The organism is Stenotrophomonas sp. 57 (assembly GCF_030291075.1).
In the GTDB taxonomy this organism is placed as follows: Bacteria; Pseudomonadota; Gammaproteobacteria; order Xanthomonadales; family Xanthomonadaceae; genus Stenotrophomonas.
In genome coordinates this window covers 2,326,894-2,340,590 of the sequence record NZ_CP127407.1, presented here as the reverse complement: position 1 = coordinate 2,340,590, position 13,697 = coordinate 2,326,894, and the positions used below count along the sequence as shown (strand labels likewise).

Genomic DNA, 13,697 nt, shown 5'->3' with positions numbered 1-13,697 from the left:
GCCGGCACTACTCTTCCAGGCTGGCGTTCCAGAACCCTTGCAGTACCCCCGGCGTGGTCGACAGCGTCGCCAGTACTGCGTCCAGCTCGCCGGCATCGACCGTGGTGGCATACAGCACCGCTTCGATCTCCACGTCATGCTCGCCGAATGGCCGCTGGTCCACCGCGCGGACCGGGTATTGTGCCTGTTCCAGCAGCAGCAACAGCTGGTCCAGTACCTCGGCCTGTTGTTCACGCAGGCAGACCACGTTGATCGCATACGTCGCTTCACTGAACGCTTCCGGCAGCGGTCGCCGCTGGATGCGGTTCACCACTGGCCGCAGCAGGGTGTTGGCGGCCAGCACGAAGACCGCAGCCAGCACCGCTTCCGGCAGCAGCTTGATGCCTGCGCATGCGCCCACCGCCGCCGACCCCCACAGCGTGGCGGCGGTGTTCAGGCCGGACACCTGCGCGCCCTCCTTCATGATCGCGCCGGCACCCAGGAAGCCGACGCCGGAGATAACATAGGCCACCACATGCAGTGGCGATGGCGGCCCACCGTACAGGTCATGGAAGCGCACGGCGAGGTCGACGAACACCGCCGCGCCCACCGCCACCAGCGTGTTGGTGCGCAGGCCGGCAGTGCGCTGGCGCAACTGCCGCTCCAGACCGATGATCGTACCCAGCACGAAGGCCACCGACAGGCTGATCAGCGAGCTGAGGGTCGCGCCAGCATTGAACGCTGGCAGGTTTGGATTGATGTCCATTGTGTTCTCCCTGGACAAGGCGGCAGGCCGTTACTGCCAGCCGTAGCGACGGATATAGAAGCGCTTCAGCGCGGTGGTCAGCACCGCATAGCCGAACAGGATCGCCACGAGGAACGGCCAGTAGCCGGCCGGCAGCGCCTGCAGCTTGAAGTAGCCGGCCAGCGGGCTCATCGGCAGGGCCACGCCGATGGCCATGATCAGGCCGGTCATCAGCAGCAGCGGCGGTGCAGCGATGCTCTGCAGGAACGGTACTTTCGGCGTACGGATCATGTGCACGATCAGGGTCTGGGTCAGCAGGCCGACCACGAACCAGCCGGACTGGAACAGACTCTGATCGGCGGCGGTGCGCGCATCGAACACGTACCACATCAGCGCGAAGCAGGTCAGGTCGAAGATCGAGCTGATCGGTCCGAAGAACACCATGAAGCGGCCGATGTCCGCCGGGTTCCACTTCAGTGGCTTGCGCACCAGCTCCTCGTCCACGTTGTCGAAGGGAATGGCGATCTGCGAGATGTCGTACAGCAGGTTCTGCACCAGCAGCTGCAGCGGCAGCATCGGCAGGAACGGCAGGAAGGCCGAGGCCACCAGCACCGAGAACACATTGCCGAAGTTGGAACTGGCGGTCATGCGGATGTACTTCAGCATGTTGTTGAACGTGCGCCGGCCCTGGATGACACCTTCTTCCAGCACTATCAGGTTCTTTTCCAGCAGGATGATGTCGGCGGCCTCCTTGGCGATGTCCACCGCGCTGTCCACGCTGATGCCGATGTCCGCCGCACGCAGCGCCGGCGCGTCGTTGATGCCATCGCCGAGGAAACCCACCACCTTGCCCTGCGCACGCAGCTCGCGCACAAGGCGCTCCTTGTGCAGCGGGGTCAGGCGGGCGTACACACGGTGGTGGTGCAGGGCACGCGACAGCGCGCCGTCATCCATGCGCTCGATCTGCGGCCCGGTCAGGATCGTGTCCGCGTCCAGTCCGACCTGGGCGCAGACGCGGGCGGTGACCAGCTCGTTGTCACCGGTGAACACCTTCACCTCCACGCCATGCGCGGCCAGCGCCTGCAGCGCCTGTGCCGCCGATTCCTTCGGCGGGTCCAGGAAGGCCACGTAGCCGACCAGGGTCAGGCTACATTCGTCGGCCTGCGAATAGGTGGTCTGGCTGGCGGCGGTCTCCTTCATCGCCACTGCCACCACGCGCAGACCCTGTTCGTTGAGCTCTTCGGTGGTCTGCCGCACGCGGGCCAGGCGATGTTCGTCCAGCGGCATGTCCTGGCCGTCCTCGCGCACCGTGCTGCATACCGCCAGCATCTCCTCGACCGCACCCTTGCAGATCAGTTCATGGTGATCCTCGCGCTCGGACACCACCACCGACATGCGGCGGCGCTCGAAGTCGAACGGAATCTCGTCCACCTTGTGGTAGTCCTGCGAAAGCCGCAGCGAGCTCTGAATCTCGACGTGCTCGAGCACCGCGCGGTCTAGCAGGTTGATCAGGCCGGTCTGGAAGTGGCTGTTGAGGTAGGCAAACTTCAGTACGTCCTCCGAATCGTGCCCGAACACATCGGTATGCCGCTCCAGCGCGATCTTGTCCTGGGTGAGGGTGCCGGTCTTGTCGGTGCACAGCACTTCCATCGCGCCGAAGTTCTGGATCGCGTCCAGGCGCTTGACGATCACCTTGCGCCGCGACAGCAGCACCGCGCCCTTGGCCAGGGTGGAGGTGACAATCATCGGCAGCATTTCCGGGGTCAGGCCCACCGCCACCGACAGCGCGAACAGGAACGCCTCGGTCCAGTCGCCCTTGGTCCAGCCGTTGATCAGCAGCACGAACGGCACCATCACCAGCGCAAAGCGGATCAGCAGCCAGCTGACACTGTTGACCCCCGCCTGGAAAGCGGTCGGCGCGCGGTCGGTGGCGGTGCTGCGCTGCGCCAACGTACCGAAGTAGGTGCGGTTGCCGGTGGCCAGCACGATGGCCGTGGCCGTGCCGGACACCACATTGGTACCCATGAACAGCAGGTTGTGCTGTTCCAGCAGGCCGGCCAGTCCGTCGCCGGGGTGCGCGAACTTCTCCACCGGCAGCGACTCACCGGTCATCGCCGCCTGCGCCACGAACAGGTCCTTGGCGGTCAGCACGCGGCAATCGGCCGGAATCATGTCGCCGGCTGACAGCACGATATGGTCGCCGGGCACCAGCTCGCGGATCGGCAGGTCCAGCAGACGCGCCGGACGACGGCTGTGCAGGTGCGCGCCGAAGTACTGGTCGGCCACATCGGCGGCTTCGGTACCGGGATTGCGCCGCAGTACGCGCGCGGTGTTGCCCACCAATGCCTTCAAGCGTTCGGCAGCGCGGTTGGAGCGGCCCTCCTGCACGAAGCGGATCAGCGTGGACAGCAGCACCATCGCACCAATCACGATCGTCGCCTTGATGTCCTCGGTCAGCCAGGACACCGCGGCAAGCACGGTCAGCAGCAGGTTGAACGGATTGCGGTAGCACTGCCAAAGGTGCCGCCACCACGGCAGCGGCTTTTCGTGATCCACCTCGTTGGGACCGAGCGCGGCCAGGCGCTCCTCGGCCTCATGCGGGCTGAGACCATCGGCATGCGATTCCAGCGTGGCCAGCAGCTCGGTTTCGCCCTGCTGGGCGAGGGTGACCAGGCCGGTGGTGAGTGCGAACGGCGCCGCTTCGGCACTGCCCGGGCCGAAGCCGGCCTCGGGCATCGCGCGGCGGCGGAACAGGTTGCCTGCGCGACGGCTGCGCAGGAAGGCATTGAACCAGGCGTTGAGCAGGCTCATGGGACTCTCCTCGAATGTCAGAGCCGGCCGGGGCCGGAACACGAACGGAACGGATGCAACCGATCAGGCGTGGCGCATCGCCAGCACCGCCGGCGACCACGGCTGCATGTGCAGGCGCTGGCTGCCGCCGATGCACAGCGGCTTCATCGCATCACGCAGCGGATAGGGCAGATGACGCAGCACGGTGATGCGCTCGCTGATCGGCAGCAGCGACAAGGCGTCGGCCACCACGCGTGGCGAACCGAGTGACAGCGAACGGGCAAACATCACGGGGCCGTGCTGCAGCAGCTGGCTGCGCAGCGCGGCAACATCGCGCTCGCCGATCAGGCGGCGCAGGGTGATGTAGAGGATCTTGTAGGACATGGGGGTGCTCTCCAGGCAAACGGCGCCTGGCGGCCCCCCGTCACTCAGGCAGGCGGGGGCCGGCGGGCAGGCGCCAGGAACAGGCAACAAGCGGTCATCCGGGGCGCGGTGCGCCCGGCAGGGTCGGGGTCCATCTGCGTCTCCATGAGGGGAGGGGGCCGGCCAGGATTGCCCTGGCCAGTGGCGCTATTGTCCGCCCCTGAATGGGACGGGCCTAGAGGCTCGTGGGTTAGCCCGGCTATACCTTGGTATAGCCGGCATGCGCAGCGCCAGTCGAGGGCTCAATGATGGATCAATGCGAAGCGCTGGTCTGCTTGCATACGTCGTACTCGCCGCGGCTCAGCGTCTTGTTGCGGTCGGTGTCGCAGGCGTGCAGTCGTTCGGCCCAGTCTGGTGCCACGGCATCCACCTCGGCCAGCGTGACGATGCCGTCCTTGTCCTTGTCCAGCGATTCGTAGGCAGGGATGAGCCTTACTTCTGTCACGTCCTCGGCGGCGGTGGCCTTGCTGGCCTCCTGCGGATTGGAACAGGCGCCCAGCAGCAGGCCCGCAGATAGCGAGAGAGCGATGGGAAGGCAGCGATAACCGGTCATGGCGTGCTCCTTGGGAAAGGGCGAACCACCGGTGCGGTGGTCACCGCCGGATCTTCTGCGCGGAGCTGTAAGCGGGCTGCGAAGAATGGGGCCGTGGACCGTTGCCGGTGGGTCGCCATTCACCTGGCCGCACAGCAGCGATTGCGCGGAGTCGACGCTACCCTCGAACGGTGGGATGCCGGCCAGCGGCCGGCACCACCATCTGCTCAGAAACGGTCGGCAAAGGCGTCCGTCGCCCGCACCAGCGCATCCACCGTGGCCGGCTCGTTCGCGCTGTGGCCGGAGGTCACCATCTCCAGCCGGGCTTCCGGCCAGGCCTTGGCCAGATCCCACGCACTGCGCGGCGGGCAGATGATGTCGTAGCGCCCCTGCACGATCACGCAGGGCAGGTGTCGGATGCGATCGATATCGCGCAGCAGCTGGTCCGGCTCCAGGAAGATGCTGTTGCGGAAGTAATGCGCTTCAATGCGGGCCTTTGCCAATGTGTCCAGCGGGTCGTCGGTGGATTGCGCATCCACGTCGTGCTGCAGGGTGGCGGCGTTGTCTTCCCAGCCCAGCCAAGCCTGCGCGGCTTCGATGCGGGTCGCTTCATCCGGGCCATCCATGCGCGTCCAGTAGGCCGCGATCATGTCGCCACGCTCGGCTTCCGGTATGTAGGCCTCATAGCGTTCCCAGCGTTCCGGGAAGATCCAGCGCGCACCGCCGTTGGCCTCGGCGAACCAGCGGTTCTCGATCTCGCGGCCGAGGAACACGCCACGCACGATCAGGCCGGTGGCGCGTTCGGGATGCGCTTGCGCATAGGCCAGCGACAACGTCGAACCCCATGAGCCGCCGTAGACCAGCCAACGCTCGATGCCCAGGTGCTCACGCACCTTCTCGATATCGGCCACCAGATCCTGCGTGGTGTTGTCGCGCAGTTCGCCGAACGGTGTGGAGCGGCCGCTGCCGCGCTGGTCGATCAGCACGATGCGGTACCGCGCCGGATCGAAGAAGCGGCGGTGGGTGGGCGAGATGCCAGCACCCGGGCCGCCGTGCAGGTACACCACCGGAATGCCCTCTGGCGTGCCGCACTCTTCGATGTGCAGCGTGTGCAGATCGCTCACCTTCAGGGTGAACTCGCGGTACGGCTCGATGGCGGGGTATAGGGTTCGCACGGCGGACGTCTCACAAGCAGGGGCGGCCAGCATAGCGCCCCCGCCTGCTGCCTGCAGCGTCGTGCTCCTGCGCGGCGCTGGAAATGGGCTGGCCGATGCGCATAAGCTTCCGCGATGCAAGCGACCACGACCGGGACGTCAACCTTCAACTTCACCCTCCGCAGCGGCGCGCGTGAGCTGCTGAAGTGGATCGCACTGCTGGCCATGACGGGTGACCACGTGGCCAAGGTGGTCTTCGGCGGCTACGTGCCGGTGGTCAGCGAACTGGGGCGCATCGCCTTCCCGCTGTTCGCGCTGGTGATGGCCTGCAATCTCGCCCAGCCCGGGGCCGACCTGCGCAAGTCGATGCGCCGGCTCGCGCTGTGGGGGCTGATCGCACAGCCATTGCACGCATTCGCGTTTGGTTCCTGGCTGCCGCTCAACATCCTGCTCACCTTTACATTTGCAGCAGTAGCCGTACATGCGCTGGCGAACAATCGGCCGGTGCAGCTGTTGCTGGCTGCCGGCGTGCTGCCTATGTTCGTGGACTATCAGTGGGCCGGGGTTGGCAGCGTGCTGCTGGCCTGGATCGCGTTCCGGCACCGGGCGTGGTGGCTGTTGCTGGTTGCGCTTGCAGCGGTGTGCTGGGCCAACCACAACGGCTGGGCACTGCTGGCCATTCCGGTAGTGCTGCTGGCGGCGCGGGTGCCGTGGCAGCTGCCGCGCTGGCGGTGGGCGTTCTACGGGTATTACGTGGGGCATCTGGCGGTGCTGGCGTTGGTTGCCCATCTGCTTGTGTAATGTCGGAACTGGCATGTCGAGTGTCTTGAATGCCGGATGCGGTCAAGGAATGCGCGTCGCAGGTGGGGGTGAAGCATGCCGCCATCGGCGTGTGTAGAGTCGAGCCATGCCCGACTCAGCGGGCGAACCGGAGCCGAGCATGGCTCGGCTCTACACGTTCTGGGAAATCCACGCCATGCGTGACCGGCAAAGCGAGCCGAGCATGGCTCGGCTCTACAGGTGATGCATGTCTGGCGTGGAGGAGCCTGCCTCAGAAGTCCATCGTCGCCGACACCAGCACCGTCCTCGGTGCACCCAGCGCCAGGCTCGACAACAACGGCATGCCCCAATACACCTTGTTGGTCACGTTGTTCACACTGGCTCTCAGCGCAAGCGGTCGACCCGCCACGGTGGTGCTGTAGCGCGCCCCGACATCGAACAACGTGCGGCCCGGCACCGACAGGCTATTGTCGGCACTTATGTACTGCTTCGACATCGCCGTGGCATTGCCGGTCAAGGTCAGGCCCTGCAAGGTCGGTACATCCCATTCCACCCCCAGCTTGGCCTGCCGTTGCGCTACGGCGGTGGCGATGCGTCCCTCATTCACGCCACCGGCCGTGCGGGTCAGTTTCGGCTGCACGTAGGCCACGCCACCGAGCAGGCGCACGCCATCCAGTGGCGTGCCGAAGAAGCCCAATTCCACGCCGCGATTTCGTTGCTCGCCACCGAACGAGAAGATATTCGTGACCGGGTCGGTATAGCTGCTCGGTCGCTTGATTTCATACACACTGAAGGTGTGCGCGAAGCTGCCGAGGTCCAGCTTCAGGCCCAGCTCCTTCTGCCTGGTGCGGAACGGTGCGAACACATCACCGGCATTGGCAGCGGTCATCGGCGCGGTGGCGCCCTGGCTGAGGCCTTCGATGTAGTTGGTGTAGATGGAGACCCTTCCGGTGGCCTTCACCAGCAGCGCCGCTGCCGGCGTGTTAGCGCTCTCGTCGTAGCGCGAGGTGCGCGCACCGCTGGCGACATTGAAGGTCTCACTGACCACCTGCTGACGGCGCACGCCCAGCGTCAGCAGCACGCGGTCATCGGCGAAGGCGAGGGTGTCGGCGAAACCGAGGCTGTCCAGCCGCAGCTCGGTGTGCGAGATGTGCGGCGCTACGAACGGTGCCGCCGGGCCCCATGCCGGGTTGTACAGATTGGTGGTCCAGTCCCAGCCCGGCACGCTGCGGCGGCCGTAATCGTTCTGGGTGTGCTGGTAGTGGGTCACGTTGGCGGCCCACTGATGGCTGACGCTGCCGGTGTGGAACGAGCCGCGCAGGCCGGCATCTGCGGACTGCTTCCTGATATCGAAGGCGAGCTGGCCGATCACTGTGGTGAAGTCGGCGGCTGGATTGAGGATCTGAGCGCTGATCGAACCATTGTAGCGGTAGTCGGTCCTGCTGATGCCGTATGCCAGGTGGGCCATCAGGGTGTCATTGATGTCCACCTCGCCCCGCAGCATCACGCCCTTGTCCTGGCTGTCCACGTAGGCCCAGTCCGGGTTGATCAGCGTATCGCCACGCGGCGGCCGCGGAATGGCCACGCCCGGTGCCAGACCGACGCCGCGTGCCGGGCCGTCCACGCGGTCATCGGCGCTGTACAGATCGGCCGACAGCCGCGCACGTTCGCCGCGCCAGTCCACTGCCAGTGCGCCGAGCTGCACCTTCTTGCTCTGCTTGCCGACCGCGCCATCACCATCACGGTACGCGCCGTTGAAGCGGATGCCGAACTGCTTGTCCGCGCCCAGGCGACGCCCCGCATCCACATGGGCGCCAAACTGCGCATCGGAGGCGAAGTTGGCACTGACCCGCAGCAGCGGTTGATCGCCGGCACGCTTGGGGACCAGGTTGACGCTGCCACCGACCGAGCCGCCCGGCGGCATGCCGTTGAGCAGCGCGGAGGGGCCCTTCAGCACCTCGATGCGTTCGAACATTTCCGGCGAAGTGCGGTAGTACGGCGCCATGCCGCTGAGGCCATTGAAGGTGGTATCGCTGGTGTTGGAGGCAAAGCCTCGGATCGCGTAGTTCTCGCTCCACGAACCGGTGACGCCGTTGCTGAACACCGTGGGGTCGGTGGCGGCGATGACGTCGGTGAGGTCCTTGGCCTGGCGGTCGCGGATGAAGGACTCGGTGTAGCTGACCGTATTGAACGGCGTGTCCATGAAGTCCTTGTCGCCGAGCAGGCCGACGCGGCTGCCAGCGGCCACTTGCCCGCCCGCATAGTCTGCAGTGACCCGGCGCTGTTCCTGCACCTGCACCGAGGGCAGGGTGGACGGCGCGGAGTCGGCCAGCGCGGCAAACGAGGCCAGCAGCCCTAGCGCGAGGGCCGACATCCGGTAGCGCCGGGCGATGCCTGGTGGATGCATCAGGCCGGAAGATGCGGCGGCAGCGCGATGCTGCAGAGAAGAGAAGTTGTACACGGTCATGCCAGATTCCTGTGAATCGCAGGCGCGAGCGCGCCTGGCGCGCTGCCGACGGCAAGCACGGGGAGAGGGCGCAGCGCAGGGTTGTTGGCTGGGTGGGGACCTGGCGGAAGGTGAGCCATGGGCTCGACTACGGGCAGCGTGCTGGACGCATTCCGAATTAGTTGAGTAAATTAAACTAAATCAATCGAAGCGGACAAGAGGGTCCCTTTGCTGGCACCCTCAGCAGGGTATGAGCACGCACCCCGATCCAACGGCGCCGACCCGTGGCCGCCCACCCACCATCACCCCGGAGCGCCTGGCCGACATCGGCATCCGCCTGGGCCTGCCCAACCTGACCATGGCCAACGTGGCCGCCGAACTGGCGGTGACCCAGGCGGCGCTGTACAAGCGCGTGGCCAACCTGGAGGCGTTGAAACGCCTGGTGGCCGAGGCGGTGTTCCAGCGCTGGCAGATTCCGCGCGCGTCGGTCGACGCACCGGGTGGGCTGGAGGCCTACCTGATGCGGTTCGTGGAGTCACTGTGCGAGGTGGTGAAGGCACATCCCGGGCTGCCACCGTACCTGTTGCGGCGCACGGTGGCGACCGCGCCGATGCTGGAAAAGATCGCCTCGCACCAGGCACACGTGGCTGATGTGTTCGGCCTGCCGGTGGACAAGGCGCGCTGGCTGCTGGCCACGATCGCGTTCTATTGCATCGCCGGCGCCGATACGATCTATGCGATTGCGGACGATGAGGAAGGACAGGTGATCACCGAGTTCAAGCAGGGCATGCGGGCGCTGGTGATCGGTTCGCTGGAGGTATCGCGGCTTCGGTAGATGCATGCGATGCGTGGACGATCCTGGCCGTTCACCCTGATGCCAGCCAGGCATGGCCTGGCTCTACTGGACGGATCGCGTGGTGTCGAGAATACAATGCGGCCATGCCTGCCACGCCTACTCTCGATGATCTTCGCCGCTACGCGGTGGCGCGCACCCTGTTCAAGCCGACTACGCTGCTGACCGCGATACGACGGCTGGGCTTCGTGCAGGCCGACCCGATCAGGGCACCGGCGCGAGCACAGGACCTGACCCTGCGCCACCGGGTGAAGGACTACCGCGCAGGTGATCTTGAGCGCCGGTATACCCGCCTGCCGGTGGAAGAGGATTGCCTGGTGAACTACGGTTTCCTGCCGTGCGAGCATTTGGCACTGATGCACCCGCGCGTGTCCAAGCGCGAATGGGACGCCGAGACCCATCGCCGCGCGGCCGACGTGCTGGCCTTCGTGCACGAGCGCGGCACCGTGCACCCGCGTGAGGTGGACCAGGCGTTCGCGCATGGGCGGGTGACCAATTACTGGGGCGGCACCAGCAACGCAAGCACGCATCTGCTTGACGGCATGCACTACCGTGGCCTGCTGCGGGTGCAGCGGCGCGACAGTGGCACCCGCATCTATGCAGTGGCCGAGCACGCCGAGCCGGACGCCAGCGAGCAGGCGCAGGTTGAACGGGCCGCCGCCCTGATCGACCTGGTGGTGCGCAAGTATGCGCCGCTGCCCTCGGCCAGCCTGACCTATCTGGTGCGCCTGCTGGGCTATGGTGCTCCGCATCTGACCGAGCAGACCCGGCAGGCGTTGGCGTTGGCCAAGCAACAACTGGCCAGCTGCACGCTGGAGGGCACCACCTGGTACTGGCCGGCGGATGAGAATCCGCGTTCGCGCCGCCATGCACCGGACGAACAGGTGCGCCTGCTGGCCCCGTTCGACCCGGTGGTGTGGGACCGCCGCCGCTTCGAGCTGCTGTGGGGCTGGGTGTACAAGTTCGAGGCCTACACGCCTGCGCCCAAGCGCCAGTATGGCTACTATGCGCTGCCGATGCTGTGGCACGATCAGGTGGTGGGCTGGGCCAATCTCAGCGTGCGCGACGGCGCACTGGCATCGAACGTCGGCTACGCCGGCAAGTCACTGGTCCGTGACAAGGTGTTTCGTGGCGCGCTGGACGATGAGCTGCAACGCATGTCCGATTTCCTGTAGGGCCGAGCGCAACTGCGCCCACCACGGTGGGCATCTGCCGGTCACGCAGCATCCGTGCGCGTCGCTGTCGCGGAACAGGTAGGGGTCGATCTGGTAGATGGCGCGCAGCGGACGCACCGCCATGGGGCTTCTCCGTCACTGTCCAAGGATGACCAGCCTGCTGTCGCGCGTGGCATCGGTTCGTGAAACGGATGGCACCCTGCCGTGACATGGCATCCACGGACTCTGCATGCGCGGACGCGCACAGTGAATGCTCATTCCCGGCGCCGAGGAGGCTTCCTGCATGGCCCGTCGCAAGACGCTTCGCATTGCCACGTTCAACGTCAACGGCATCGGCACGCGCCTGCCACAGCTGCTGGACTGGCTGCACAGGGAATCGCCGGACGTGGTTGCCCTGCAGGAACTGAAAGCGACCGACGCCGCGTTTCCGGCTGCGTCATTGGAGGAGGCTGGGTACGGTGCGCTCTGGCAAGGTGAGGGGCGCTGGAACGGCGTGGCGCTGCTGGCACGGGGGGCCATGCCGGTCGAGAGCCGCCGCCGATTGCCCGGCGAGCCCAGCGACACGCAGAGCCGCTATCTGGAGGCGGCGGTGCACGGGGTGATCGTGGGTGCCCTCTATCTGCCCAACGGCAACCCGCAGCCCGGGCCCAAGTTCGACTACAAGCTGCGCTGGATGGCGCGCCTGATCCGGCATGCGCGCAGCCTGGTCGAGTTGCCGCATCCGGCGCTGCTGCTGGGTGATTTCAACGTGATTCCCACCGAAGCCGACGTCTACGACCCCAAGGCCTGGCGCCGCGACGCGCTGTTCCAGCCAGAGGTGAGCCTGGCCTTTGAACGGCTGCTGGCGCAGGGCTGGACCGATGCGTTGCGAAAGGTGCACGGCAACGCCACGATCTACACCTTCTGGGATTATTTCCGCCAGCATGCCGAGCGCGACCGTGGGTTGCGCATCGATCATCTGCTGTTGAACCCCGTACTGGCGGAGCGACTGAAGGACGCTGGCGTCGACCGCTGGGTACGCCTGCAGGCAAAGGCCAGCGACCACGCGCCGGCGTGGGTGACGGTAAGGGCGTGATCAACGCGCGGCTGGGTCTTCGCGTCGCTCGCGGCGTACCCGTGCGCGGGTACGGTACAGGCGGCTGTCCGCTTTCTGGATGGTGTCGGCCACCGGCTCGCCGGGCGTATTGATGGCCGCACCCATCGAGAACGCGCTGGGCGAGAGCGCGGCGTGGTCCTGGTACCAATGCTCCAGTTCGCTCAGCCGGCCGTCCGCAGGCGCGACCAGTACCACCATGAATTCGTCGCCGCCCAGTCGCACCACCGTCTCCTCCTTGCCCAGCGGTGAGCGCAGGAACGTGGCGAAGTCGACCAGGACGGCGTCGCCACGCCTGTGGCCCTGGGTGTCGTTGATGTGCTTGAAATGGTCCAGATCGAACATCACGCAGGCCCAGCGCTCGTCAATCAGTTCATCCAGCCGGTGCAGGTAACGCCGGTTGTAGCACTGCGTGAGCGGATCCTTGAAGGACATTTCGCGCAGCAGCTGCTCCTGCATCCGCAGCGCGGTGACGTCCTGAGCATGTCCCAGCACGTAAGGCGGGCTGGCTTCGTTGTCGAGCACGTTGTGATACGCCCAGTAGTGGCGCGTTCCGTCCGCGGCGATCAGCTCGATCACGCCAGCGTCGGTGTGGTTTGCCTGGATCCGAGCGAGGTAGGCCTTGAAGCCATCGCGTTTTCCCGGCGGCATCAGGTCACACAGGCTGCGCCCGATCATCTGGCTTTCCTCGAAACCCAGCGATTGCACGGCCGCCGGATTCACCGAGGTCAATGTCCCGTCCAGCGTGTGGGTGCAGATCAGGCCCAGGCTGTAGTGGAACAGTCGCCGGTAGCGGGTTTCGCTCGCTTCCAGCGCGTCGAGCGCGGCTCGCTCGTCCGTGATGTCCTGGATCGCCCCGACCAGGCGCGGATGCCCGTCGATCTGTTGCCGGCTGCCGACCACCCGGGTCCAGATCGCGCGCCCGTCGGCGGTGGTCATTGGCAGCTGCACCTCCCAGGACGTGCCTTCGTCGATGCAACGCTGCACTGCTGCCCGGATGATGTTGCGGCTGTCCTCGCGATAGAACGACAGCGCGGTGTCGAGCGTCGGTTCAAAGTTGCTGCGCACGCCGTGCAACTGCTTGGTTTCGCGGGTCCAGCGCACTACGTTGGTCACCAGGTCCATCTCCCAGCCGCCCACCCGGGCAGCACGGTTGGTGCGCTCCAGGAAGTCCTCGCTGCGTTTCAGCTCACGATGCAGCGCCTTGGCCTGACCCACTTGCGCCATCAGCGTGCTGCGCTGCTCCAGCACCTGGGTGGTGACCCGGGCAAGGTGCACCATCAGCTCGCGCTGGGACGGAGACAGCACGCCGGGCATCGGATCGAGCAGGCACAGCGTGCCGATACGTGCGCCGTGCGCCGAGCCCAGGGGGATGCCAGCGTAGTGGCGGATGCGCGGCCCATCCGTCACCAGCGGATTGGTGGAGAAGCGTGGGTCTTGGCGCGCATCGGGTATCTCGAACAGCTCGTCCTGGCGTATGGCATGGCTGCAGAAGGAAATTTCGCGGGCCGTTTCGCTGACGCCGTCAAGGCCGATGTTGGCCTTGAACCACTGGCGGTCCTCGGCCACCACGCTGATCAGGCCCATGGTCATGCCGGTTGCGGCGCGGGCGGCGGCGGCGATGGCATCGAACACCGGCTCCGGCGGCGTATCCAACAGGTGCAGTCGTTCGATTTCGAGCAGTCGTTCGGCTTCGTCCATGGCGCTTTTCAGGGCTGGGTGGCGAG

At 66.2% G+C, this 13,697-nt stretch carries 11 protein-coding genes; 4 read left to right on the top strand and 7 right to left on the bottom strand.

Going from position 1 to position 13,697, the window contains the following annotated elements; translation table 11 throughout:
- Positions 1–7: 7 nt before the first annotated feature.
- The 5 genes from QP512_RS10775 to pip all read right to left on the bottom strand — a co-directional run bounded on the left by QP512_RS10775 (position 8) and on the right by pip (position 5,644).
- Positions 8–745, bottom strand: a complete 738-nt coding sequence (locus QP512_RS10775; protein WP_286068477.1) for an MgtC/SapB family protein — start codon at positions 743–745, stop codon at positions 8–10.
- Between the two features lie 30 nt (positions 746–775).
- Positions 776–3,535 carry a magnesium-translocating P-type ATPase gene (gene mgtA / locus QP512_RS10770; protein WP_286068476.1) on the bottom strand — a complete coding sequence of 920 codons (2,760 nt, stop codon included), beginning with the start codon at positions 3,533–3,535 and terminating at the stop codon, positions 776–778.
- Between the two features lie 63 nt (positions 3,536–3,598).
- Positions 3,599–3,898 (bottom strand): hypothetical protein, encoded by a 300-nt coding sequence (locus QP512_RS10765; protein WP_005413574.1) that lies wholly within the window; start codon positions 3,896–3,898, stop codon positions 3,599–3,601.
- A gap of 292 nt (positions 3,899–4,190) precedes the next feature.
- A complete protein-coding gene (locus QP512_RS10760; protein WP_019337231.1) occupies positions 4,191–4,490 on the bottom strand; it encodes a hypothetical protein in 300 nt (99 codons plus the stop codon).
- Positions 4,491–4,696: 206 nt separating this feature from the next.
- On the bottom strand, positions 4,697–5,644 hold the full coding sequence (gene pip, locus QP512_RS10755; protein WP_197601398.1) for a prolyl aminopeptidase: 948 nt from the start codon (positions 5,642–5,644) through the stop codon (positions 4,697–4,699).
- 114 nt (positions 5,645–5,758) lie between these two features.
- On the opposite strand from pip, the gene QP512_RS10750 reads away from it, so the two are divergent.
- A complete protein-coding gene (locus QP512_RS10750) occupies positions 5,759–6,424 on the top strand; it encodes a TraX family protein (RefSeq protein ID WP_049455156.1) in 666 nt (221 codons plus the stop codon).
- Positions 6,425–6,674: 250 nt separating this feature from the next.
- On the opposite strand, the gene QP512_RS10745 is transcribed toward QP512_RS10750, so the two are convergent.
- On the bottom strand, positions 6,675–8,870 hold the full coding sequence (locus QP512_RS10745; protein ID WP_286068470.1) for a TonB-dependent siderophore receptor: 2,196 nt from the start codon (positions 8,868–8,870) through the stop codon (positions 6,675–6,677).
- Positions 8,871–9,099: 229 nt separating this feature from the next.
- Between QP512_RS10745 and QP512_RS10740 the strand changes: the two genes are divergently transcribed.
- From QP512_RS10740 to QP512_RS10730, 3 genes are all read left to right on the top strand, one after another.
- Positions 9,100–9,684, top strand: a complete 585-nt coding sequence (locus QP512_RS10740) for a TetR/AcrR family transcriptional regulator (protein WP_286068468.1) — start codon at positions 9,100–9,102, stop codon at positions 9,682–9,684.
- A gap of 104 nt (positions 9,685–9,788) precedes the next feature.
- Entirely contained in the window at positions 9,789–10,877 is a 1,089-nt protein-coding gene (locus tag QP512_RS10735; RefSeq protein ID WP_286068467.1) for a crosslink repair DNA glycosylase YcaQ family protein, read from the top strand.
- A gap of 283 nt (positions 10,878–11,160) precedes the next feature.
- Complete coding sequence (locus QP512_RS10730) at positions 11,161–11,952, top strand: exodeoxyribonuclease III (RefSeq protein WP_286068465.1); 792 nt, start codon at positions 11,161–11,163, stop codon at positions 11,950–11,952.
- Here the strand turns inward: QP512_RS10730 and QP512_RS10725 are convergent, their stop codons facing one another.
- Positions 11,953–13,671 (bottom strand): PAS domain S-box protein, encoded by a 1,719-nt coding sequence (locus QP512_RS10725; RefSeq protein ID WP_286068464.1) that lies wholly within the window; start codon positions 13,669–13,671, stop codon positions 11,953–11,955.
- Positions 13,672–13,697 lie beyond the last annotated feature (26 nt).

Bases quoted from the DNA above. Each gene is read 5' to 3' on its own strand.
- QP512_RS10735 (WP_286068467.1), top strand. From the start codon at position 9,789: ATGCCTGCCACGCCTACTCTCGATGATCTTCGCCGCTACGCGGTGGCG.
- QP512_RS10765 (WP_005413574.1), bottom strand. From the start codon at position 3,898: ATGTCCTACAAGATCCTCTACATCACCCTGCGCCGCCTGATCGGCGAG.
- QP512_RS10745 (WP_286068470.1), bottom strand. From the start codon at position 8,870: ATGACCGTGTACAACTTCTCTTCTCTGCAGCATCGCGCTGCCGCCGCA.
- mgtA (WP_286068476.1), bottom strand. From the start codon at position 3,535: ATGAGCCTGCTCAACGCCTGGTTCAATGCCTTCCTGCGCAGCCGTCGC.
- QP512_RS10740 (WP_286068468.1), top strand. From the start codon at position 9,100: ATGAGCACGCACCCCGATCCAACGGCGCCGACCCGTGGCCGCCCACCC.
- QP512_RS10730 (WP_286068465.1), top strand. From the start codon at position 11,161: ATGGCCCGTCGCAAGACGCTTCGCATTGCCACGTTCAACGTCAACGGC.
- QP512_RS10750 (WP_049455156.1), top strand. From the start codon at position 5,759: ATGCAAGCGACCACGACCGGGACGTCAACCTTCAACTTCACCCTCCGC.
- QP512_RS10760 (WP_019337231.1), bottom strand. From the start codon at position 4,490: ATGACCGGTTATCGCTGCCTTCCCATCGCTCTCTCGCTATCTGCGGGC.
- QP512_RS10725 (WP_286068464.1), bottom strand. From the start codon at position 13,671: ATGGACGAAGCCGAACGACTGCTCGAAATCGAACGACTGCACCTGTTG.
- QP512_RS10775 (WP_286068477.1), bottom strand. From the start codon at position 745: ATGGACATCAATCCAAACCTGCCAGCGTTCAATGCTGGCGCGACCCTC.